Annotated in this window: 20 protein-coding genes and 3 tRNA genes; 19 read left to right on the forward strand and 4 right to left on the reverse strand. The window is 45.5% G+C overall.

Annotated features, from left to right (window positions below):
• The first annotated feature begins 34 nt into the window (after positions 1 to 34).
• The 9 genes from NFR57_RS06015 (at position 35) to purB (ending at position 10989) form a co-directional block, all read left to right on the forward strand.
• Positions 35 to 1432, forward strand: coding sequence for an oxaloacetate decarboxylase subunit alpha (locus NFR57_RS06015; RefSeq protein ID WP_251182938.1), 1398 nt, complete (start codon positions 35 to 37; stop codon positions 1430 to 1432).
• Positions 1429 to 2172: a 5'/3'-nucleotidase SurE gene (surE, locus tag NFR57_RS06020; protein ID WP_251182939.1), complete on the forward strand. Its 744-nt coding sequence runs from the start codon at positions 1429 to 1431 to the stop codon at positions 2170 to 2172. Before NFR57_RS06015 ends, surE begins: the two co-directional genes overlap by 4 nt.
• Complete coding sequence (locus NFR57_RS06025) at positions 2169 to 3395, forward strand: BaiN/RdsA family NAD(P)/FAD-dependent oxidoreductase (RefSeq protein ID WP_251182940.1); 1227 nt, start codon at positions 2169 to 2171, stop codon at positions 3393 to 3395. Before surE ends, NFR57_RS06025 begins: the two co-directional genes overlap by 4 nt.
• Positions 3388 to 4401, forward strand: coding sequence for a (d)CMP kinase (gene cmk, locus NFR57_RS06030; RefSeq protein WP_251182941.1), 1014 nt, complete (start codon positions 3388 to 3390; stop codon positions 4399 to 4401). The genes NFR57_RS06025 and cmk overlap by 8 nt, the downstream gene beginning before the upstream one ends.
• Positions 4398 to 5120 (forward strand): lysophospholipid acyltransferase family protein, encoded by a 723-nt coding sequence (locus NFR57_RS06035; protein WP_251182942.1) that lies wholly within the window; start codon positions 4398 to 4400, stop codon positions 5118 to 5120. The genes cmk and NFR57_RS06035 overlap by 4 nt, the downstream gene beginning before the upstream one ends.
• Positions 5095 to 7170, forward strand: a complete 2076-nt coding sequence (locus NFR57_RS06040) for a bifunctional 4-hydroxy-3-methylbut-2-enyl diphosphate reductase/30S ribosomal protein S1 (RefSeq protein ID WP_251182943.1) — start codon at positions 5095 to 5097, stop codon at positions 7168 to 7170. Before NFR57_RS06035 ends, NFR57_RS06040 begins: the two co-directional genes overlap by 26 nt.
• A 65-nt stretch (positions 7171 to 7235) precedes the next feature.
• A complete protein-coding gene (locus tag NFR57_RS06045) occupies positions 7236 to 8741 on the forward strand; it encodes a hypothetical protein (RefSeq protein ID WP_251182944.1) in 1506 nt (501 codons plus the stop codon).
• A 30-nt stretch (positions 8742 to 8771) separates the two neighbouring features.
• Positions 8772 to 9560, forward strand: a complete 789-nt coding sequence (locus NFR57_RS06050; RefSeq protein ID WP_251182945.1) for a dipeptidase — start codon at positions 8772 to 8774, stop codon at positions 9558 to 9560.
• Position 9561: 1 nt separating this feature from the next.
• Complete coding sequence (purB, locus tag NFR57_RS06055) at positions 9562 to 10989, forward strand: adenylosuccinate lyase (protein WP_251182946.1); 1428 nt, start codon at positions 9562 to 9564, stop codon at positions 10987 to 10989.
• Between the two features lie 66 nt (positions 10990 to 11055).
• Here the strand turns inward: purB and NFR57_RS06060 are convergent, their stop codons facing one another.
• Positions 11056 to 11799 (reverse strand): DUF5131 family protein, encoded by a 744-nt coding sequence (locus NFR57_RS06060; protein WP_251182947.1) that lies wholly within the window; start codon positions 11797 to 11799, stop codon positions 11056 to 11058.
• Positions 11800 to 12005: 206 nt separating this feature from the next.
• Here NFR57_RS06060 and NFR57_RS06065 point away from each other — a divergent pair, with 206 nt between their 5' ends.
• The 9 genes from NFR57_RS06065 (at position 12006) to NFR57_RS06105 (ending at position 22251) form a co-directional block, all read left to right on the forward strand.
• Positions 12006 to 12947, forward strand: a complete 942-nt coding sequence (locus tag NFR57_RS06065; protein ID WP_251182948.1) for a LacI family DNA-binding transcriptional regulator — start codon at positions 12006 to 12008, stop codon at positions 12945 to 12947.
• Between the two features lie 106 nt (positions 12948 to 13053).
• Positions 13054 to 15219 carry an alpha-galactosidase gene (locus tag NFR57_RS06070; RefSeq protein WP_251182949.1) on the forward strand — a complete coding sequence of 722 codons (2166 nt, stop codon included), beginning with the start codon at positions 13054 to 13056 and terminating at the stop codon, positions 15217 to 15219.
• Between the two features lie 290 nt (positions 15220 to 15509).
• Entirely contained in the window at positions 15510 to 16346 is an 837-nt protein-coding gene (locus NFR57_RS06075) for an MBL fold metallo-hydrolase (protein ID WP_251182950.1), read from the forward strand.
• A gap of 49 nt (positions 16347 to 16395) precedes the next feature.
• Positions 16396 to 17589 carry a glucose-1-phosphate adenylyltransferase gene (locus NFR57_RS06080; RefSeq protein ID WP_251182951.1) on the forward strand — a complete coding sequence of 398 codons (1194 nt, stop codon included), beginning with the start codon at positions 16396 to 16398 and terminating at the stop codon, positions 17587 to 17589.
• A complete protein-coding gene (gene glgD, locus NFR57_RS06085) occupies positions 17586 to 18695 on the forward strand; it encodes a glucose-1-phosphate adenylyltransferase subunit GlgD (protein WP_251182952.1) in 1110 nt (369 codons plus the stop codon). The genes NFR57_RS06080 and glgD overlap by 4 nt, the downstream gene beginning before the upstream one ends.
• A gap of 23 nt (positions 18696 to 18718) precedes the next feature.
• Positions 18719 to 20323, forward strand: coding sequence for a glycogen synthase GlgA (gene glgA, locus NFR57_RS06090; protein ID WP_251182953.1), 1605 nt, complete (start codon positions 18719 to 18721; stop codon positions 20321 to 20323).
• 159 nt (positions 20324 to 20482) lie between these two features.
• Positions 20483 to 21040, forward strand: coding sequence for a TetR/AcrR family transcriptional regulator (locus NFR57_RS06095; RefSeq protein ID WP_251182954.1), 558 nt, complete (start codon positions 20483 to 20485; stop codon positions 21038 to 21040).
• Positions 21041 to 21377: 337 nt separating this feature from the next.
• Positions 21378 to 21671 carry a hypothetical protein gene (locus tag NFR57_RS06100; protein ID WP_251182955.1) on the forward strand — a complete coding sequence of 98 codons (294 nt, stop codon included), beginning with the start codon at positions 21378 to 21380 and terminating at the stop codon, positions 21669 to 21671.
• Positions 21672 to 21882: 211 nt separating this feature from the next.
• Positions 21883 to 22251 (forward strand): hypothetical protein, encoded by a 369-nt coding sequence (locus NFR57_RS06105; RefSeq protein ID WP_251182956.1) that lies wholly within the window; start codon positions 21883 to 21885, stop codon positions 22249 to 22251.
• A 682-nt stretch (positions 22252 to 22933) separates the two neighbouring features.
• Here NFR57_RS06105 and NFR57_RS06110 read toward each other — a convergent pair.
• The 3 genes from NFR57_RS06110 to NFR57_RS06120 form a co-directional block, all read right to left on the reverse strand.
• Positions 22934 to 23020, reverse strand: a tRNA-Leu gene (locus NFR57_RS06110).
• A gap of 231 nt (positions 23021 to 23251) precedes the next feature.
• A tRNA-Cys gene (locus NFR57_RS06115) sits at positions 23252 to 23325 on the reverse strand.
• A 20-nt stretch (positions 23326 to 23345) separates the two neighbouring features.
• Positions 23346 to 23421 (reverse strand) — tRNA-Val (locus NFR57_RS06120).
• Positions 23422 to 23718: 297 nt separating this feature from the next.
• On the opposite strand from NFR57_RS06120, the gene NFR57_RS06125 reads away from it, so the two are divergent.
• Positions 23719 to 24465, forward strand: coding sequence for a hypothetical protein (locus NFR57_RS06125; protein WP_251182957.1), 747 nt, complete (start codon positions 23719 to 23721; stop codon positions 24463 to 24465).
• The last annotated feature ends 85 nt before the right edge of the window (positions 24466 to 24550 follow it).

Genomic DNA, 24550 nt, shown 5'->3' on the forward strand with positions numbered 1-24550 from the left:
ATTACTCGTTTTCAGTTTAATTACGGAGTGAATTATGGCAAAAGTCAAGATTATGGAAACAATATTGCGCGACGCGCACCAATCGCAAGCCGCGACGCGTATGCGCACCGACGAAATGTTGCCCGCGGCAAAGCTGTTGGACGACGTCGGTTTTTACGCGCTCGAAGCGTGGGGCGGCGCGACGTTCGATTCATGCTTGCGATATTTGGACGAAGACCCTTGGGATCGTTTGCGTTCGCTTAAAAAAGCGATACCCAATACCAAACTGCAAATGTTGTTCCGCGGACAAAACATACTCGGCTATAAGCATTATGCCGACGATGTTGTGGACGAGTTTTGCCGTTTGTCGTTGAAGAACGGCGTAGATATAATCCGCATATTCGACGCGCTCAACGATATTCGCAATATGAAACAAGCGATTGACAGCACCAAAAAGTACGGCGGCACCGTAGAAGCTGCGTTGTGCTATACGACGAGTAAAGTTCATACTATCGATTATTTCGTCGATCTTGCGGTCAAGCTCGAACAAATGGGCGCTGATATTATATGTATCAAGGACATGGCAAACTTGCTTTTGCCGTACACCGTTTACGAACTTGTTTCGCGCATTAAGGACAAGGTCAAAATACCCGTTCACTTGCACACGCACAACACGGCGGGCACGGGCGATATGGTCAACCTAAAAGCTATCGAAGCGGGTTGCGACATTGTCGATACGGCGTTGTCGCCGCTCGGTAACGGCACGAGCCAGCCCGCTACGGAATCGCTTGTCGCGTCGCTCCAAGGCACGGAGTACGACACGGGTCTTGACCTCGACAAACTGAATAAATGCACGGTGTACTTCCGCAAAGTGGCGGACAGACTTGTCGCCGACGGCATACTAAATCCCAAAGTTCTCAAAGTGGACGTAAATGCGCTTATATATCAAGTCCCCGGCGGCATGTTGAGCAATCTTATAAGCCAGTTAAAGCAACAGAACGCGTCCGACAGGCTTACGGAAGTGTTGGAAGAAGTGCCCAGAGTGCGCGCGGATCTCGGGTACCCGCCGCTTGTTACGCCCAGTTCGCAGATTGTCGGTACGCAAGCGGTGCTTAACGTCCTTATGGGCGAGCGGTATAAAACCGTCACCAAGGAAACCAAAGGCGTTTTGGCGGGCGAGTACGGCAGACTGCCCATCGAACCCGACGCAAAGATCGTCAAAAAGATAATAGGCGATACGCCGCGCATAACGTGCAGACCCGCCGACAATATCGCGCCCGAACTCGATAAATACAAAAAGGAAATCGAGGAATACGCTATTCAGGAAGAGGACGTTCTCACTTACGCGCTGTTCCCGCAACTTGCTATCCCGTTCTTTAAAAAGCGCGAAGCAAAATTGCACGGCGTGGACAAAACCATCTGCGATAAAGACAATTTAGTTCAACCTATATGAGAATATTGCTAACCAACGACGACGGCTTCGATTCGGAAGGATTGCAAGCCGTCGCCGATTTATTTAAGGACGGACACGACGTTACGGTTGTCGCGCCCGATAATCAAAAATCCGCGGCGTCACATTCCATAACATTGCCGCCGCGCGTTTTGCCGTACAGAGAAATTTCGGGGCGGGATTATAAAACTTATGCCGTTGACGGTTCGCCCGCGGATTGCGTAAAAGTCGCTATGACTTTGCTGTGCAAATCTCCCGACTTGGTAATTTCGGGAATAAACCGCGGCGAAAATTTGGGCAGTGATATTTGGTATTCGGGTACGGTGTCCGCGGCGGCGGAAGCCTCGTATTACGGCTTGCGCGCGATTGCTCTGTCGCTCGATAATAAACACGCCGATTATCAACAGTACATGCGATGCGCGCGGTTTGTAAAAAAGAATTTAACCGCGCTTACGGCGATGGACATTTCGCCGCGCACGATGCTTAATATCAATTTTCCAAACGCAGAGCCGAAAGGCGTTAAGTTCGTCCGCATGAACACACAGCGCACGTTTATAGACGATTATAAATATATCGACCAAACGACGATAGATCCCACAGGCGACAGGAGCTATTGCGATTTGGACGGTGAAACCGACGAAGGATATTGCCTCGACGGATATATAACCGTTACGCCGTTAAAACTCGACCGCACAGATTACGTCGCGCTCGACAGCATTGCGGGAGCGAAGTTGGAATTATGAATATTGCTGTTATCGGCGGCGGCGCGGCGGGCTTGACTGCCGCAGGAAGCGCGAAGGGCGCGAACGTCGTTTTGTTCGAGCACACCGAAAAAATCGGCAAAAAGATTTATATAACGGGCAAGGGCAGGTGCAACTTTACCAACGTTTGCGACAATCAAACGTTTTTGCAAAACGTGGTTACGAACGCGCCGTTTTTGCGATCGGCGTTGTCAAAGTTTACGCCTTACGACGCTATGGAGCTTTTAAACGCCAACGGTTGCGCGACAAAAACCGAACGCGGTCGCCGCGCGTTCCCGCTGTCGGACAAGGCGAGCGACGTGACAAAGGCGTTGCGCAAGTATGCGGAAAGCAACGGCGCAGAAATTCGCACGGACTGTCGCATTGCCGATATAACAAAGACCGCCGACGGGTTTATAATATATTCGCTTGACACGTCTACGCGCACGAAGCAGACGGAAAAATTCGACGCTGTAATAATGTGTACGGGCGGTATAAGTTATTCCGTCACGGGCTCGGACGGAAGTTCTTACGGCTTAATCGAAAAATTGGGACACGCCGTTATTTCGGGCAAACCCTCGCTCGTCGAACTTTATGTCAAAGAGCGCATGTCGGAAGCGGAAGGGCTTACGCTCAAAAACGTCGCGGTCCGCGCCGACGGCATTAAACCGATTTTCGGCGATATGATGATTACGGACAACGGCGTATCCGGACCGATAATATTGACGTTGTCCGCATACGCCGCGCGGCGCGATTTTCCGTATAATATCAGTGTGGATTTTAAACCCGCTATGACCGCGGAAGAATTGGATGCGCGCATTTTGCGCGATTTCGGCGCGCAGTTAAACAAACAATTTAAAAATGCGCTTGACTTACTCTTGCCAAAATCGATAATTCCGTATATAATAAACAGGTCGGGTATATCGAGCGCGCGGCAGGTAAATTCAATTACCAAATCGGAGCGACGACGGCTTGCGGAGCTTATAAAAAACTTCGGACTTACCGTTGTCGGCAACGCGGGGCTCGAACGCGCAGTCGTTACCAACGGCGGCGTAGACGTTAAGCAGATAGATCCCAAAACAATGCAGTCGCGCATAACCGCGGGGCTGTACTTCGGCGGCGAGGTTCTTGACGTAGACGCGTTGACCGGAGGATATAATTTTCATATCGCGCTTGCGACCGGTTACGTTGCCGGAACAAGCGCGGCGGAGCAAACACATGACTAAACTTGTTTCCATACGCGGCGCAATTACGGCGCACAATAGCAAGGACGGAATACGGCAAGCCGCAGTGCGGCTTTTGGGCAGGCTGTACTTTAAAAACGGCATTACCGACGACAATGTCGTCAACATTACGTTTACCGTAACCGAAGATCTAACGGCGTTTTCGCCCGCACGCGCGGTGCGCGAGGCGGGGCATAACGTGCCGCTTATGTCATGTGCGGAACCGAGTATAGACGGCTCGGTTAAAGGCTGTATTCGCGTGATGGTGACGGCGAATTCGGATAACGACGCAAAACCCGTTTATCTTAACGGCGCGCGCGCGCTCCGCACCGACTTAACGTCTGTTTATGCTATCGCGCTGGACGGACCGTCGGGCGCGGGCAAGAGTACCGTTGCCAAGGCGGTGGCGAGTAAACTTAAAATAACATATCTCGACACCGGCGCGCTGTACAGGGCATTGGGCTTAAAGTGCTTGACGGACGGCGTAAACACCGCGGACGGAAAAGCCGTTGAAAAATGTTTGACGGACGCAAACGTTACGATAGAATACAAAGACGGCGTTCAGTGCGTTATTCTCGACGGCGCGGACGTGTCGGGAAAGATACGCACGCCCGAGGTGTCGATGGCGGCTTCGGCTGTGTCGGCAGTTCCGTATGTGCGGCAAAAACTGCTCGGCATACAGCGCGATATAGCTTCGTCCAGTTCGGTCATACTCGACGGCAGGGATATAGGTACGGTCGTTTTGCCGTGTGCGGAGTTTAAATTCTTTTTGACTGCGTCGGCGAAAATCCGCGCAAAACGCAGGTATGACGAGTTGACGGCAAAAGGACAAAAAGTCAGTTACGATGACGTTTATAAAGACGTTGTTACGCGCGACAAAAACGACAGCACGCGCGCCGTCGCGCCGTTAAAACGCGCATACGACGCAATAGAGATAAACTCCGACAATCTTACGGCGGAACAAGTCGCGGCTGTAATAACCGACTGCGTTACGGAGGATTTGGCGTGAGAGCGTGGTTTAGATTTTTAAAAATCATACTTTTCCCGTTGTCGCTATTGCTGTGTCCGTGCAAGGTTATGGACAAGCACAAGTATCAAAAGTACGCGCGCGGACAGATAATTATATCCAACCATTTGTCATGGATGGATATACTGTATATTTATTTCGGATTACCGGGAGGGATTAAACGTCCTTTATCCAAAAAAGAAAATTCGGGCAACCGTTTACAGCGCGCGTTTATGCACAGCATAGGCGTTATTTTCGTAGATCGCGACAAGCCCGAACTGTCGGCAATGCGCACTTGCATTAACGCTTTGAAAAACGGCGAAATTCTTACGATTTGTCCGGAGGGCACGCGCAACCGCGTAAACAGAGAATTGCAACCGTTACACTCGGGCGCGGCGCTGTTTGCGCTGAAAGGCGACGCGCAGGTTGTTCCTTACGTCGTACACCACAAGGGCAAGATGTTCCGTCGCAACTACTTGGGCGTCGGCGATCCCGTGGATTTATCGGACTTGTACGGTAAAAGAACGGACGAAAGCGTGCTCAAAGAAGCGACCGAGCGTTTTAGAATAGCGTTGCAAAATACGCTCGACAAACTCGATGTTTGGGTGGAGCAAAAGGGCTATAAGCGCGAGCGCAAAAAACAAAAACTCGAAAAGCGCGCGCTCGACAGGCAATATAAAGCCGCCAAAAAGGAATATGCTAAAAATTCTCGTTGCAAGTAACGCGGGCTTTTGTTTCGGCGTAAAAAAAGCCGTCGAAACGGCGCAGCGTTACGCCGCCGAGCCTAATTGCTATCTGCTCGGCGATATAATACATAACCGCGACGTGGTCGCTTCGCTCGAAGCCAAAGGGCTGAAAAAAATCGACGGCGTCGAGAGCTTGCCGCCGCTTAAAGACGGGGAAACGGGCAAGGTTATAATCCGCTCGCACGGCGCGGACAAAGCCACTTACGACGGTATCCGTATGCGCGGTTATCAAATAATCGACGCAACATGTCCGTTTGTTGTTAAAATTCACGATATTGTTTATAAACATTATAAAGACGGTTATCATGTAGTGATAATAGGCGGCGCAGACCATCCGGAAGTGATTGCGACAGCGGGTTGGTGCGACAACACCGCTACCGTCGTCGATAACGACAGCGATTTAACGGAGCTGTCGAAGTATGACAAACTTTGCTTCGTTTGTCAGACGACTTACGACGGAAAAAAATTTAAAGAAATTTCTAAAAAAATACATAAAATCCAAGCAAAAACGGTTGAAATTTTCGACACGATTTGCTATACTACTTATGAGCGCCAAAAAGAAGCGGTGGGTCTTGCCGAAACCAGCGACGTTGTGCTTGTTGTAGGTGATAAATCAAGTTCAAACACCAACAAACTGTACGACCTCTGCGCGGCGAAAAACGTCAATACACATTTTATTCATTCGATAGGCGAACTCAAAAATATCAATTTTTCCCGTAGCGATGTGGTAGGTATCGTCGCAGGGGCATCGACTCCGACCGAGTCGATTATGGAGGTAAAGACTTACATGGGTCAAGAATTTGGCGAAGCGAGCAACGAGGAATTTATCGAAGCCATCAACAAAGCAACCGTAGCTATCCGCGAGGGTAAGGCTATCACGGGAACGGTGCTTTCCGCAAGCGCGGACGGCATACGCGTAAATGTCGGAGGCAAAAACGACGGCTTTATAGACAAAGCCGAAGTTTGCGAGGACGGCGAGTATAAGCCCGAAGATTATCCCGCAGGTACGGAAATCACCGCTATAGTCACGAAAAAACGCGACGACGTGAGCGGTTGCGTACTGCTGTCCAAGCGTCGCGCCGATTTGTTGCGCAAGACGGACGAGGCGGTCGATCAAATCCGCGGCGGCGAGGTCTTTGAGATTGTCGTTAAAAAGGACATTAAGGGCGGACTTATCGGATCGCTCGGTACTTATCGCGTTTTCGTTCCGGCGTCGCAAATACGGCTTAAATTCGTTCCCGATCTTAAAAAGTTCGTCGGCAAAACGCTTCGCTTGCGCGCGCTCGATATAGACGATTTAAATCGCAAGATTGTCGCTTCGCAACGCGTTATCCTGCAAGAGGAAAAGGACGAAAAGGACAAGAAAGCCGAAATATTCTGGGATAACGTCAAGCCCGACGTCGTTGTTGCGGGCGAAGTCAAACGCATCAGTTCTTACGGCGCGTTTGTCAGCGTTGACGGTATCGACTGTTTGGCTCATATCGACCACCTGTCGTATTCGCACATAGATTCGCCCGACGAAGTTTTGGAAATAGGCAAAACTTACGACTTTTTGGTATTAAAGACCGACCGAGAAAAACAGCGCGTGTCGCTCGGTTACAGAGAATTACAGCCGCACCCGTTTGACAAGTGCATGGAAAAACACCCCGTCGGATCCACGGTTGTCGGCAAGGTTATAAGCGTATTGCCTTACGGCGCGTTTGTGGAAATCGAACCCGGAGTAGAGGGCTTGGTTCACGTGTCGGAAGCGGCAGCTACGTATGTCAAAGACATTAACGAAGTGTTGCACGCGGGCGACGAAGTAAACGTAAAAGTTCTTGCTTACGACGAACAGCACCGCAAAACGACGTTGAGTATCCGCGCATGCTTGGACGAAGAAAAGCCTGCGGCAAAGACGACGAAGTCGGCTAAAAAGGTCGTCGAGGAAAGCGACGTTTACAGCGAGAAATCGGATAATAATGTTTTTGCCAACTTGTTAAAAAATGTCAATGACGACGCGGCGGAAAAAGACAAGCAGAACGATTAACACAAAAACATGTAATCGCGTGTCGGCTATTATGCGGCGCGCGATTTTTTTAGGAGGAAATATCTATGCCCGTACTTGCGATATGTCCGCACTGCTATAAAACCATTAACGTCGAAAGAACGGCAAAGCTCGCTTGTCCCGATTGCGGCGAGGAGTTCGGTTTTGCGGAATTGCAAAAAAATAAATTATTAGTCGATCCGCGCGTGGAAGCGCGTGAGTTGTCGTCCGCCAAAAATCATTTTGTAAACGCCGATTTTGCCGGAGCATACGACCATTTTAAGAAGGCGCTCGACGCTAACTTAAATTCGTATACCGCGCAATATTTTGTCGCGCTCTGCGATATTTATTTGCACGAAACGAATAAAAGTTTCGACGTTATGAACGGCATAGTGAGTATGACGCGCAATGCGTTGACGGTAATGTCGCGTTCCAACGCGCCCGTTGCGGACAAGTTGACTTTTATTAAAGCAATGTTGTCCGACGTTAAAATTATAGTAACGCGCAGACTCGCTTCGCGAGATAAATTGTTTGATAGCGATATAGACGCGTATCGCAAAGTTTCCATAGCAGATCTCGAAAAGCTGTTGGAATTGTTTAAGATCGATCGCGAGCTTATTATGTCGTTTGCGCCCGAAGTGACAGCCGCTTTGGTGGAGCTTGTGGAGTGTGCGGTTAAGACTTGCTATAAAGCGGTGCAGACCGTGGAAAAGGACGGCGAACTGTTTTCGCCCAACGATGAAATATACAAAAAATTGTTGTCGCTTTGCAACGACTATTGCTTTTTCGGTCATTCGTTGGACAGCAAATTCGACGGCAATAATTTTTCGCCCGACTTCAAGCCCAACTATGCGTTTAACGAAAAAGTGTTGGCGCGTATGGATAAGTTTGACGAGGCGAATAAACCTTATGAGAAAAAGCGTTTAATCGGTTTTATCAGCGAGTATGAAAACATGCTGGCGGACTGCGAAACGGCGTTGAGATTTACTTATCTCAACTGCTACCGTTCCATGTGCAGTCGTCAAAACAAACAGCATGCGAAATTGTTTTTCGACGGGCTTAAATTGGTTTACCGTTTATTATTCCCGCGCGTCGTTATGAACGACAAGAAACTTGTCGAAGTGCGGTTCGGTAAGTTTGTCGATATTGTCGATTGGTGCGATATTCTTACGCGTTTTTTGGTCGACAGTTACGAAATAGACAACAGCATTGCCGATCGGTTGCACGATTTTTACGAAAAGCTGTACGAAATTATCGACATGTACGTTGTGCCCGATATCGAAAGAATAGAAAAAGCGCATAAAAAACTGCAAAATGCTCGCGACGCGGAATTGGAAATTTATCGTAAAGTGTTGTTCGACGCGGCATGTTGCTGCGCGCCCGCGCTTAAAAAGTACGTTGATTTTTCGGTGGGCAAGGACAAAACGCGCGCAAAAATAGTCAAAGTTTGCAAAATTGCGTCGGAAGATTTTCTCATGTTGAGCGAGTTCAAAATAGGCGAAATCGAACAGTCGAATTTCTACCGTCCCATACTTCAAATTTCTACGGCGCTTTTGGACGAGGAGCAAGAATAATCGGTAGGGCGCAAGGCATAAATATCGAGTATGATATACGACTTGCACAACGATTACCCGACGGCTTTAAAATCCGACGCAGTAAGTAAATACGTTTCGGGTTTGCCTGCGGGAGTGACCGCGACGGCGGCGATTTGGACTTCCGAACTTGGCTCAAACGCCTATAAAGAAGTTTCGCGCTTGACTATTGCGCTTACGGCTTTGAAAGTTCCGATAGCGATAGAAGATATTGGTTTTTTATCGGAATTAAACAGATATGAAACTTTTGACTTTTCCGCATATGCGTACAGTTCGCTTACTTGGAATTATAACAATGCTTTTGCGGGCGGTGCGCTGGACGACGGCGAGTTGACCGACGTCGGAAAACGCGCAATATCGATAATAGGCAGAAGCGGTTGCGCGCTGGACGTAGCGCACTTAAACAAAAAAAGTTTTTACGCGGCTATCGATTGCGCGGATAAAGTACTGTGTTCGCATACGGGTTTCAGCGGTCATTTGCGATCGCTGGATGACGGGCAAATCTGTGCTTTGCTTGATAAACGTGCAATAATTGGTTTGAGCGCCGTAACCGCTTTTACCGACGCGCATACTTGCGACGAACTGCAAAACGTAATAGACGGTTTTGTTCAAGAGTACGGTGCGGAGCATTTGGCGATAGGTACGGACTTTTTGGGCTCTGTCGATCTCCCGACGGACGTAAAAGATTACGACGGACTTGCTAAAGTTGCCGACGGTTTGCGGAAGCGGGGATACGACGAGAAAACAATCTATAAAATATTTTACTTCAACGCATACAGTTTTTTCAATTCGGAGAAATAAAATGAAAGACATTTACGAAAACCCGCTAATTACACGTTATGCGGACAGAAAAACAGCCGAAATATTTTCGGACGATTACAGGTTTAAACTTTGGCGCAAACTTTGGATTGCGCTTGCCGAAAGCGAAAAAGAATTAGGCTTGAACATTACCGACGAGCAGATTGCGCAAATGAAGAAGTTTGCGGAAGATATAAATTATGATTTTGCCATCAAAGAGGAAAAAATCGTTCGTCACGACGTAATGGCGCACGTTCATGCGTTCGGCGAGCAGGCAAAAAAGGCAAAGCCTATTATACACCTCGGCGCAACCAGTTGTTTTGTAACAGACAACGCGGAGCTTATTCAGATATACGACGCGCTTAACGTAGTGCGCGAAAAAATGCTCACCGTAATGGACAAGTTACGTGCGTTCGCGCTTAAATACAAAGATTTGCCCGTGCTCGGTTACACGCATTTACAGCCCGCCCAGCTCACAACGCTCGGCAAGCGCGCAACGCTTTGGCTGTACGATTTGTATCTCGACTACGCCGATCTTAAACACATAACGGACAATTACAAACTGCGCGGCGTTAAGGGCACGACAGGCACGCAAGCGAGCTTTTTATCGTTGTTCGACGGCAACGGGGATAAGGTCAAAGAACTTCAACGCAAAGTCGTCGAAAAAATGGGCTTTAAAGACGTGTTCGCAGTCAGCGGTCAAACATATACGCGTAAGTTCGATTATTCGGTTGTTTCCGTGTTGTCGCAGATAGCGCAAAGCGCGTACAAATTTGCCAACGACATGCGCATTATGCAGTCTTTCAAAGAGGTAGAGGAGCCGTTTGAAAAAACACAAATCGGATCTTCGGCAATGGCATATAAGCGCAACCCTATGCGAAGCGAGCGCATTTGCGCTCTTGCGCGTTTCGTGGAATCCATGCCGTTTAACGAGGCGGTTACGTCCTCGACGCAGTGGTTCGAGCGCACGCTGGACGACAGCGCAAATAAGCGTCTTACAATTCCGCAAGCGTTTCTCGCGCTCGACGGCGTGCTGAATATATATATTAACATTACCGAAAACATGGTTGTGTATCCCAACGTAATAGCGCGCAGAATTAACGACGAGTTGCCCTTTATGGCGACAGAAGAAATATTGATGGAGTGCGTTAAAGAGGGTGGCGACAGGCAAGAGTTGCACGAAGCTATCCGCTGTCACTCCATGGAAAGCGCGCGCGCCGTTAAAGAGCGCGGCGAACGCAACGACTTGATCGATAGAATTAAAGCCGACGGACGCTTTGCCGCCGTCAAGGACAAAATAGACGGAATACTCTCGCCCAAAAACTTTATAGGCAGAGCCTCGGAGCAAGTGGATGATTTTATAAACGAGTATATCGATCCGCTGTTTAAGACGGAAAAATATGTGCCGTTTGAGCCTGATATTAAAGTTTAATAAATTATAATAAAAGCCCGTGCAAATAGTAGATTAAGCGCGGGCTTTTGCTATGCAATTTCAAAATTATCGATTGTCGGTTAGCGAGTTAAGATACAGCGAGCCTTTTTTTGCTTGACCGTATTCGTCGCGGTGCTTTATTTTATATTGCTTGCCGTTCATTAAAAAATTAGAACCTGTTTGGTGAAAATCGAACTTTACTCCGTATTTGTCGCACGACAATTTTATTTTTTTAATCCATTCAAAGTCGCAAACCCGCGCGTTTGCATAAGATTCGCCGCCCACAGAAACCGACGAGATTTGCCCGAACGCAAGATATTTGTCGAGGCACACATATTCAAGGATAGGCGCGACGAATACGTTTTTGTTTTTTGCGGGAACGTCGAGCAAAAACGGCAAGCGTTCGTCGGCGCGATTTTGATTTTCGCAAGACACGGCAATTTTCACATTGTCATATCCGTCGCCCCAGTCGGCGGGTAAGCAGTCGGACATTCTGTTAATGCGTTTAGTGCATATCAAAAAAGTAACGTCGCGGCGCGCTCTTATAATATCCCACGCTTCGCCGCGCCAGTCGTCTGCTTCCTCAATGAAAAAATCCGATGTGAAACAGGTCGCAAGTTCGCAACCCGTACCGACTTTGTAATTTCCCGAGCGGTCTTTTTTAATAGGCAAATCAAAGTTTGTTTTGGAGCGGGTGATAACGCTTGCGTCTTTGTCGCGCTTGCCGTCAAGGTAGTAAACATAACAGTTAAGACAGCCCTCACTGCATTTATGACAACCGTGCCACGGATTCCATAACATGCCTTTCATATATCTTATTATAGCACAATATTCTCGGCTTTTAAAGCGTTTTGATAAAATTTAGGAGTTATTTGACTGTGTGTGCGGTTTAGCATTATATCACAATAAAAAATCTTATTTTATTTTTTGCAAACCTATTGACATTAACGATAATGTCGATTATAATAGGCATATATTAACGATAAAGTTAAGGAGAAAATGGTGATACTATGCCTATGACGGTCAAATTGAAGGACATAGCCGAAGCCGCAAACTGTTCTATTAACACGGTATCGAGAGCGTTGCGCGATTGTTCGGACATAGGAGCCAAAACCAAACGCAAGATAAAAGATCTTGCGGAGAGTATGGGGTACGTGCCCGATAACATAGCGGGCTATTTGCGTAACAAAAATACAAACCTTGTCGGTGTTGTAATTTCTTCCACGACCAATCCGTTTTTTACGGTGTCGTTGAACTTGCTGTTGGCGCAATTATCCGATCTCGGTTATATTCCGCTGATTATGGTTTGTCGCAATAATATAGTGACAAAAGATTTGCTAATGGATATTATAAGCAGTCGAGTTTGCGGTATTATATCTTTTTCCAATATGAACGATGATGTAAAAAATTACTGCATTTACGGGAATATTCCGTTGGTGCTTATAGGCGTTAATATCGGCAACAAGGAAGTAAGCGCAGTTTATCCCAACGATTATATGAGCGGGGAATTGGTCGGCAAAGAATTTTTAAAGTCGGGAAGAACCCGTCCGTGTTACGTTGCGGGCAGTAAAGTTTGGGTAGGCAACAAGGATAGGCGTTGCGGATTTTTAGACGCGATCAGGGAAAGCAACGTTGCGTGCGACGAATACGATTACGATGACGTCGATTTACGCAATAATATTATTACAAACAAAAACGATTTTATTTTCTGTTACAACGATGAAATTGCTTCGTTTGTAGTGGAAGTTTTGGAACGTTGCGGCTATAACGATTATACTATTTTCGGCGTAGACGGCGTATGGCGTTATTTGTCTATCTGCCGAAAAATTAACTCGGTCGGAGGCAAGCTCGACGACGTTATTAAATGCGGTATGGAAATGCTTATAAGCAAAATAGAAACGGGCGACGCAAGCCCCAAATCCAAAGTTTTTCCCGTGGAAATAATAACAGTTGATTGATATTCGGTTTTCGGAAATTAACGTGATCTATTGCTTTTGCGGTAGAAATGTTATATACTTTAGATAAAGTCCGTTTAAAAAATATTTGCAGGTTAAGGAGAACCTCATGATTAAAATCGACAACAAGAAAAAAGTATTCGTACTCGACGGCAAGAATTACAGCTATATAATATATGTCAACGAAGCGGGTACTTTACAGTTCGTGTATTACGGCAAAAAAGTGGACGGCGACGACTATCTTACAAGCGTTTACGCCAAGACTCTCGCGCCCGAACCCAATGGATTTAATATAGACAACGCTTTTAACGGCATGCCGTCGGAATATGCGTTTTTCGGCAAGGGAGATTACCGCGCGCCTTCGACTTTGTTTGTGCGCGAGGACGGTTTCCGCGCGTCGAGATTCGTATATAAATCGCATGAAGTCGTTGACGGTGCGCCCGATTTCGGAAGTTTGCCGCATGCCCGTCGCGGCGGCAAAACGCTATGCATCGTATTAAAAGATGAACTTTCCGATATGGAAATTTCGCTTAATTATACCGTTTTCGATGACAGCGACGTAATAGTGCGCAACGCAATATTGCGTAATTGCGGCAAGAATAAAGTAAGACTGAACAAAGCGTTTTCGTTCTGTTTGGAATTGCCCGACGCGCAGTACGATATAATGCGGTTGCAAGGTCGTTGGGCGCAGGAGCGCATGCCGGAAGTTACGCCCATAGGAAAGGGTACTGTCCGAGTGGATTCTTCGCAGGGCGGATCGTCGCACGCGATGAATCCGTTTGCGGCAATTTTGCGCAAAACTTGCACCGAAACGTCGGGCGAGTGTATCGGCGTTAATCTTATTTACAGCGGGTCTTTTGCCATTACCGCAGAGGCGTCATGCTTCGGTGCTTTGCGTTTGCAGGGCGGTATTAACGACCTTAATTTCGAATGGATACTCGACGGCGGTGAGAAGTTTGTAACGCCGCAAGCCGCGCTCTGTTACAGTGCGGAAGGACTGGGCGGAATGTCGCGCGAATTTGCCGATTTTTTCCGCAATTACATTATCAATCCCGACAGAGCGTTTATGCGTCGTCCCATAGTTATAAATAATTGGGAAGCGACGTATTTCGATTTTAACCGCGAAAAACTTTTTTCTATCATAGACGCCGCCGCGCCGCTCGGCATAGATACGTTTGTTTTGGACGACGGTTGGTTCGGCAAGCGCGACGACGATAAGTCGGGGCTTGGCGATTGGTTCGTCAACGAAAAGAAGCTCGAGGGCGGGCTGAAAGGCGTCGCCGAGCACTGCGCCGAAAAAGGAATGAAATTCGGACTGTGGTTCGAGCCGGAAATGGTCAATGAGGACAGCGATTTATACCGCGCGCATCCGGATTTTGCAATAGGAAAGCGCGGAGTTACGCCCAGTCGTCAACGCAATCAGCTTATTCTCGATTTTTCGCGGAAAGATGTTGTAGATTACATATACGATGCGGTTTCGAAAGTTCTTAAAAGTTGCAATATTTCGTACGTAAAGTGGGACATGAATAGGTTTATGACCGAATTCTATTCGGAAAAATTGCCTTACGAGCGTCAAGGCGAGCTTGCGCACCGTTACATTTTGGGTGTGTACGACCTTGCTCACCGTTTGACGTCCGCGTTCCCGAACGTGTTTTTCGAGGGCTGTGCAGGCGGCGGCGGACGGTTTGACGGCGGTATGCTGTACTACTTCTCGCAGATTTGGACGAGCGACGACACCGACGCTTTCGAGCGCACCAAAATACAGTGGGGCACGTCTATGTGCTATCCCGTGTCGGCTATGAGTTGTCACGTTTCGGCTTGCCCCAATCATCAAACTCAACGCATTACGCCGCTTGCTACGCGCGGAATAATAGCGTCGTTGGGCGCAACAGGATACGAACTCGATTTGACAAAGCTCGACGATTGCGAAAAAGAAGAAATCAAACGGCAGATTGCGAGCTATAAGAATATTGACGAGCTTGTTTTGCGCGGCGATCTTTACAGGTTGTCAAGCCCGTTTAATAGCAATTATTTCTGCGAGATGCTTGTGTCCAAGGACAAATCGCAAGCGTATGTTGCGGGCGAGCGTATTCACGGCGTGCCGTGCGACTTAAACTATATTATCAAACTTAAAGGACTCGATCCGAATAAACGTTATACAGTAAAAGAATTGGGCATAACGGCGAGCGGAAAAACGCTTGAAAATGCGGGACTGTTGTTGCCGCGTTTGCCCGACTTCGGCGCATGGACGTGGAATATAACAGAGTGTAAATAACCGATTTCGATGTGTTTAACGGCGGAGATAATCGGTTGTAAAGAACTCTATGAAAGAGTGATGTTTGTTGTGACGCAATTGCAAGCAAAACAATTTTTACGCATCTGATGAATCTTTCGTATTCCGTATTTGCGCCGAATATTATAATAAATATCGGAAATACCGACACCCGATTGTGCGGTAATCAATCGCACATATATTGAGGTTGCTAAAATTATGTTATTAAAATTTCAAAACCTATTGAATCTTTTAGATCCATGTGGTATAATAAATACAGTTGGGGTAACTATATGAAAATTATGTACTTGGGAACAGCTGCTTACGAGGGTGTTCCGTCCTTATTTTGTAATTGCAAAGTTTGTAATGATTCGCGTGCGCGTGGCGGAAAAAATATTCGCTCGCGCTCGCAGGCGCTTATAAACGGCGAAGTTCTTATCGATTTTAACGCCGATACCGTTGCGCATTTTCTTAAATACGGATACGATTGCGACAAAGTGCGCGCATGTTTGATTACTCATTCGCATTGCGATCATTTGTATATCGACGACGTCGAAATTCTGGGCGAGCATTACAGCGGAAAACATCATTCGTTCGATTTTTACGCGTCGAGCGACGGATACGAAAAACTTACAAAAAAAATATCGGGCATAAAAGGCGATAATGTCATTAACGCGACGCTTGTCGAAGCGGGAAAAAGTTTCGAGTTATCAGTAAACGGAAACAAGTATTCTATTTTGCCGTTGAAAGCGGATCACGACCCGAACATATCGCCTGTATTTTATTCCGTTGGGTGTGACGGAAAAAAATTATTATATGCGCACGACACAGGGTATTTCCCCGAAGAAACTTTTGCGTTGCTTAAAAACGAGGGACATTACGATTTGTTATCGCTTGATTGTACGGGGTGCTTGGGGCTAAACGGCGAGTGGCGGTATTGGCACATGAGTTTAAAAACGTGCGCCGAAGTAGTCAAAAGACTCAAATCGCACGGGCTTGTAGATGACAAAACTAAAATAGTACTCAATCATTTTTCGCATAACGGCGGGCAAACTTACGACGAACTTAAAGTCGAGGCGGACAAGCTCGGTTATATCACGTCGTTCGACGGGCTGGAAATAGAATTTTAAAAGTAAATAACCGTTTGACGGAGTTGTTCGACGGGCGTAAGGAGTATGTATGAAAAAGAAAAAGTGCATAGCCATGTTGCTTGCAGGCGGTCAAGGAACGCGTCTGTATGCTCTTACAAACATGGTTGCCAAACCCGCCGTTTCGTTCGGAGCAAAATATCGGATAATCGATTTTCCGTTATCCAATTGCACCAACTCCGGTATCGACACCGTCGGCGTACTCACACAATATCAGCCGTTGATACTCAACGAGTATGTAGGCAACGGCGAGCCGTGGGATTTGGATCGCAGTTACGGCGGAGTGCACACTTTGCCTCCGTATCAGGCAAAGGCGGGCGGAGAGTGGTATAAAGGCACGGCTAACGCTATATATCAAAACTTGCATTTTCTTAACGAGTACGATTCGGAACACGTGCTTATTTTGTCGGGCGATCATATTTACAAAATGGACTATTCCAAAATGCTCGCACAGCATATACAGCATAACGCCGATTGCACGATAGCTGTTTTCGACGTGCCGCCCGAAGAGGCGAGCCGATTCGGCATTATGGATTACGACGAGAATATGCGAATTAACTCCTTTGAGGAAAAGCCTAAATCGCCAAAAAGCAATCATGCGAGCATGGGCGTATACATATTCAAAAAAGACGTGCTTGTGCGCGAGCTTATAGCCGACGAAGCCGATAAAAATTCGGTAAATGATTTCGGCAAAAATATTATAACCAAAATGCTTAAAGCGGGAAGCGGGCTTTACGCGTATTCGTTTTCCGGTTATTGGAAAGACGTCGGTACGGTTACAAGCCTTTGGGAAGCTAATATGGATTTACTCGGCGACAAACCTGCGTTCGATATTGATGATCCGTCGTTTAAAATATATTCGCGCAACGAGCCGCTTCCGCCGTCGTATATTGGCGATAACGGAAAGTTTGTAAATTCAATTATGACAACGGGTTGCGAAATTTACGGCACGGTTATCAATTCGGTTATCGGCGAGGGCGTCACCGTAAAAGAGGGCGCGGTTGTCGAAAACAGCGTTGTAATGCAAGGCTCTGTAATCGGCAAAAACGTTAAAATTTCTTACGGCATGGTCGACGAAAACGTTGTTATAGGCGACGGCGCGGTTATAGGCGACGAAAATTCCGATAAAAATCATATTACGCTCATAGGCAGGGATACGGCAATCCCTGCGAAAACAAAACTCAAAGCGGGCGAAATAGTTGAAAAAGGGAGCGTAAAAGCATGAAAACTTTGGGTATAATTTTCGGTAATCTTCATGATAAAGACGTCGGCGAGTTGACTGCGGTTCGGTCGCTCGGATCTGTTCCGTTCGGCGGCAGGTTTCGGCTTATAGACTTTGTGTTATCGAATATGGTCAACAGCGGAATAACAAAAGTCGGCATAATTACCAAAAACAACTATCAGTCGCTTATGGATCATGTCGGCAACGGCAAGCACTGGGATTTGTCGCGCAAAAACGGCGGGCTTATTATGTTGCCGCCGTTCAGCGATTCGGGCTTTGACCCCTTCCAAACTCGGTTCGGTACGATAAAGAGCATACTTCCGTTTATTAGGCACTGCGACGAAGAATATGTCGTTATGAGCGATTGCGATAATGTTTGCAATATAAATCTTTCGGACGTTATTCAATCGCATATCGATCGCCATGCAGATATAACTGTTGTCGCACGTAAGAAAACGCTTTCGAGCAAAAAGCCGCGCACGGTACTCGAAACAGACGGCGACGGGCGTATAACAAAAGTTATAAACACCGACAAGGCGAGCGGCGAACATACCGTATTCGCTAATATTATCGTCATGAACCGCAAATTCCTGTTGAACATTGCGGAAAATGCCGACGAACTTAATTATAACAGCTTTACAAAAGACGTGCTTGTGCGCGGCGCAGGCAAGTACAGAATTTTTGCGTATATGATTGAGGGGTACTTTGCCAATATCGACAGTTTGAGCAATTATTATAAACACTCACTCGAATTGTTGAATAAAGATGTCCGCGACGAGCTGTTTTATCGCGACGGCGCAAACATATACACCAAAGTGCGCGACAGCGCGCCTTGTAAAATCGCACGCACCGCAACGGTAGCCAATTCGCTGATTGCCGACGGTTGTGTTATCGAAGGCGAAGTGCGCAATTCCATATTATTCCGCGGCGTTAAGGTTGCAAAAGGCGCGAAAATCACAAATTCAATTGTGTTTCAAGGATCGGTCATCGGCAAAAACAGCAGCTTGAATTGCGTAATTGCCGATAAATTGGTTACTATTCTCGAAGATCGTACCCTGTCCGGTCACCAAACGCACCCGTACTTCATTGCCAAATCCGCGGTCATATAACCGTCGCACGACAGGAGTTTAATATGCCTAAAAAAATAACCGAAACAAGTAAGCCGAAAGCAAAAGCAACGCAAACAAAATCCACTCCGTCCGCATTCAAATCGGCTAAATCGCAGGCGACAGAGAAATCAATAAAGCCGCAGAAAACAGATAAAACAACCGAAGTTGTCAAAAAGCCCGAGAATAAAAAGGCAAGCAAAAGAAAAATTCTTTTTGTCGGATCGGAAGCGTTTCCGTTTGCGGGAACGGGCGGGCTCGGCGAAGTCTTGGGCAGTCTGCCTTGCGCCGTGAACGACGGCGGCGAATATGAAGCGCGCGTAATTTTACCGCTCTACGAGAGTTTTCCGCAGAACAGACGCAAAGATTTGCAATTTGTTTGCTGGACGTTTGTAAACCTGTCTTGGCGCAATCAATACTGCGGACTGTTTCGTATAAAAGAAGGCAATACCGTTTTTTATTTCATAGACAACGAGTACTACTTTAAGCGCAAAAATCTGTACGGTTACGGCGACGACGGCGAGCGTTTTGCGTTTTTCTGTCGCGCGGTGCTGGACATTTTGCCGCGGCTCGATTTTATGCCTGACGTGTTGCATTGCAACGATTGGCAGACTGCGCTTGTTCCCATTTATTATAAACTTTTTTATATGTTCCGCGACGGATACGGCGGAATAAAGACCGTGTTTACTATACACAACATAGAATATCAAGGCTGGTTCCACCGTTCCATGATAGGCGATGTGTTCGGCATACCCGATTATGAATTCGGAAGTATCGAGCACTTTGGCGAAATAAATTTAATGCGCGGTGCGATAGATTATTCGGACGCGGTCAGTACCGTAAGCCCGACGTATGCAAAAGAAATACTGGATCCGTACTATGCTCACACATTGGACGGCATACTGATTCATAATACTCACAAACTTCGCGGAATACTCAACGGAATAGATACCGTCACGTATAATCCCGAAACAAATCCCGCACTTTTCGCGCATTACAATGCGGAGGATAAGAGCGGGAAAGTTCTCGATAAAGCGGGATTGCAAAAGTTGTTGTGGTTGCCTATTAACAAAGACGTGCCGATTATAGCCATGATAACACGCTTGGCGTCGCACAAGGGTTTGGATATAGTGCGCGAAGCGTTGCCGGAAATACTTTCGCGCGACGTTCAGTTCGTTATATTGGGCACGGGCGACAGCGAGTATGAGGGTTATTTTTCGTATATGCAAGAGCGGTATAACGACAAAATGCGTGCTGTGATTGCATTCGATAAGGATTTGTCGCATAAGATTTATTCGGGCGCGGATATGTTCTTAATGCCGAGTAAAAGCGAGCCTTGCGGACTGTCGCAAATGATGGCTTGCAGATACGGAACTATTCCGATAGTGCGCGAAACGGGCGGCTTGCAGGATTCGATAACCGACGCATATAACGGCGATTTCGGCAACGGTTATAAGTTCTCGCGTTATGCCGCCGATGATTTGATAGGCGCAATAGACCGCGCGACAGGGCTTTACCGCGACTACCGCGAAAAATGGGACGGACTTGTCGATAGGGCAATGCGCACGGATTTCAGTTGGACGGTCAGTGCAAAAGAATATATTAAATTTTATAACGAATTATTGAGTTAAAATTTATAAGCGAATACAAAACAATAAGAGCAGTCTACGACGGACTGCTTTTATTATTGTTTATTTAAATAGGCAAATATATTATTGAAACGTTTGACAAAACAGGTGATTTAATATATACTGAACATTGTTCAAAGCAATGTTCAGTGAGGTGTTTCAATGGAAATTAAAGATAAAATTATCGATGTTACAATAGACTTGATTAAAGAAGCTAATGGAAATGTCGATAAAATTACAATCAGAGAAATAGCAAAACGGGCGGGTATAGGCGTCGGACTTATCAATTATCATTTTCAAAGTAAAAAGAATTTGGTCGATATTTGTGTACAGCAAATAATAAGCGGGGTAATTGCTCAATCAAAGCCTGATTTGTCGCAATTTACTCCTATTGAGAAACTTAAAAGTTCGGTTAAAGTTCCGATTGATTTTTTGATGGAAAATCCGGAAATTTCCAAGATTTCGATTTTGGGCGACTTAATGCAAGGTCAAGTTAATGATAACACGTTTCAAACTTTGGCGCGCTATTACTCCCATGCAAGTAACTTAAAACAAAGCGAAGATACGTTTTTCAAAACGGTATTTCTTATTCACGGTTTACAAGGTATTTTTTTGCGTTGGGAATTATATAAAGATAGGTTTGACTTTTCCGATAAACAGCAAAGGGATAACTTGATTGACGATTTGGTGCAAAAATTATTCGGAGCGGAAAATGAATAGAAAAATAGGTTTTATATCGTCCATAGTAATCGGTAGCGCAGTCGCAATATTTTTAATTTGCTTGATAGCAGCGTTATTTAATCGAATTTCGTTTACGGAAAATTTGAGTTACGGCGTATGCGCTATACTTTCATGGGGGTGGGTGGCAACCGCTGTTGTTTACTCTTGTTATGCAAAAAAAGAGCGTTCTGCCGCGGCAAAAATCGGAGTTTGCACGGGCGTGATTTATTCGACAATAATCAGTATTGTATACTTTACTCAATTATCGACGGTGCTATATAAATCAGTTGACGAAAAGATTTTGCAAGCCTTTTCGTTTTCGGCGGCGGGCAGTTGGATGTTTAATCTGGATTTACTTGGTTACGGATTATTGTCGATTTCCACATTTTTTATCGGATTGAGTTTGCACGCCGATAATAAAATCGATAAAGCGTTGAAATTTCTTTTAATGCTACACGGAATATTTTTCGTTTGTATGTTTGTGCCTATTCTTCCTTTGCCCGCAAGCAATCAAGGCAACGGCGGAACAGTAGCGTTAATATGTTGGTGTTTATTCTTTTTGCCGATTTGCGTTTTATCGGCTTTACATTATAAAAAATTAAGCATGGCGGAATTGCAATTATCACAATAGCTTGTGCGATTGCCGCACAATAGTACATAAAATGCAATAAGGGGTCAGGATAATTTAACGAACGATTTGACCGAACAACGAATTAAAATGAAATTAAAGATAACTGATTAATAATGTATAAAATATGAACTAACACTTAAAAATTCACAAAAACTATTGCAAAAACAAAAAATGTATAATATACTTAAAGAAATAGAAGGAGCTGATTAATATGAACTATCGATTTAACTTTAAGAAATATCCTGAATTGCTTGAACTGTACGAAGTATACAGGAAGCTTGAATTAAAAGCTACTGGTTATAGCATGAAAGAATCTAAGCGAGCAGGAGAACAGTTGACGAAAGCTAATCAAAGAAGCAGTGAATATGCATATTCTATTCTTGCAAAAGCAATTTATGATGTATTTGCTCCGATTAAACCAAAGCTACACAAAAGACGAGGTGAAAGTGCATATTTTCAATGGGATGAAGTCTTTGATAAACCCTTTGAAGAACTTGATATAAATCATAGAAAGTGTTTAGTGGGGTTAATCGAGGGTAAATTCGTTTACGAATTACCGCTTAGTTACTATAACGATTAACCATATAAGGCTGAACAGGAAATCACTTTTGATGATTAGTTAAATTGTTAAAAATGTTGTTGGGCGATTAAGTCGCAAAACATAAATATACCACTCAAGTTGGCGCCTGAGTGGTATAAAGGAAAGCTGACAATCTGAGCTGTCTATACTTTCTACTCAATTATAGTATATCAGATTGTCGCTCCCTATGCAAGCATTTGCGTGAGATTTAAAAAGGAGGACAAAAAATATGGAAAAAACTTATGACTGTGGATATTACATTTTTACTAAGTTTATAACCCTTAAAGATGGAACACGTATCTATGCCGAACAGTACGGCAAACGTGCGTTCCGAATATGGGTTGGTTCGAGAAAGAAATAATAACTAGAATGATATGGAGGTCGCCCGTCTCATTTTTCTTTAAGCTACGACAATACAATACATTGTATATTGAAATACATTTGATTGCCTACGGCTCTTAATATTATATTTTAAAACATGTTTAGGACTCCAAGTTATACAATTACTCAAGGGATTATGAGTCTGCTGTGTCTGATGCACTTTTTGAAATAGTGAAAAATGAAGCGAGAATTTTGCGAGAAAAATGCGAGAATTAAAAGTACCAAAATAACAAGTGAAATGTAGTAAAAAGCATAAAAAAGCTCCGAAATCGGCTAAAATTGCTTGATTTCGGAGCTTTTTTGGTACCGCTGACCGGACTTGAACCGGTATAGGATCGCTCCTGCAAGATTTTAAGTCTTGTGTGTCTGCCTATTCCACCACAGCGGCTAAGATATGTAATTTTTACAAAATGCGAGAAAAATGCGAGAATTTAGTGCTGGTGATGAGCCTTTTTATACAATATACAGTAGAAAGTACTCATGGTTGGTCTATATCTTGTGTGACACAAGGGATTTTAAGTCCCTTGCGTCTGCCTATTCCACCACAGCGGCATATAGCTTACAGAATAGGCGGGTTGCGGTTAATGTAAAACGCATTGACCGTATAGTCAATGCGTTTTGGAGGCACCACCCGGATTTGAACCGGGGGTTAGGGCTTTGCAGGCCCCTGCCTTACCGCTTGGCTATGGTGCCGTACTCTATACATATGCTAATGGTGGGAACAATAGGACTCGAACCTATGACCCTCTGCTTGTAAGGCAGATGCTCTCCCAGCTGAGCTATGCTCCCATGCAGTGCTTATCTATAATATCAAATATAAAATGAAAAATCAACCTTTTTACATATATTTGCAAAAAAATTTTAATCTTTTTTGTCGGGACGCGTTCAGAATAAATTGATTTTCGTGCGTAAAACCGCGTCGCTATTCATAAAATATTCTATGTAGCCGTTGAACGTGCGCCCGAATATAAAATAATGCGGTCGGTACGGCGGAATACGCCAAGCCTCAATACTCGGCGCGCCTAATAAAACCGAGCCGACCGAATTCGTGCGTCAACGACTGCTGCGTCAGGTGAAAGGAGAGATATGTATCAAATTACGGTCAGTGTAGACAGCGCAAAAGCCGAGTGGCTGTATTCTATCGACGACGTTATAAGAAACAAGTTATCCGACTGTTTTGCCGTGTCTGCGCTCGATATTTCGGGGCGACGGCTTTATTATTCGTTCGGGTGCGAAGCGCAGTCCAAAGCGCGCATGCTCGCCGTTATTAAAGAGTGCTTGGTGGACATGTACGGCGTGGTCTGTAAATTCGATTTTATCAAGCGCAATCTTTCCATAAATTTGCCGCAAATGAATTACGAGCTTTTGTTGCATACGCTTGTCGCGTTCGACAGAGAGAACGAGCGCAAACTGTTAAACAAGATTGTGCACGTTGAGGACGGCATGACAATCGACGGAATATTTAATTTCCGACTGGGCGAGCTCAAAGAAAGATGGCTGGAAATTTGCAATCTTACTCGCAACAACGGCGCGTATCTATACGACGACGAAACATATAACGAACTGTTGCGATTTTTAATCAGTGCTGTTAATCCCAAAATAAACAAACTGACCGTGTGCGAAACGGAAGGGAAATACCGCTTGACCGGCTCGTTAAAAAACAGCGTGCTCGATTTGGACGTTGGAAACAGCTCCGAACTGATGTATTGTTTGGTGGATTTGGCGCCGCTCGAATTGGTCATAGACGGGCGAATATCCAACAGGGAATTATCAAAGCGTCTTATAGGGATATTCGACGCAAAAACTTTAAATACTATAAAAAACAAAAAGTAACGTTTATGTAACATATAACAGGTATCCGCGATTTTATTGCGACAAAAAAATATTAAAAACTCCGAATAGCGGGCGCTTTTTGATT

This window comes from Anaerocaecibacter muris, assembly GCF_943192945.1.
Taxonomy (GTDB): Bacteria; Bacillota; Clostridia; order Christensenellales; family Pumilibacteraceae; genus Anaerocaecibacter; species Anaerocaecibacter muris.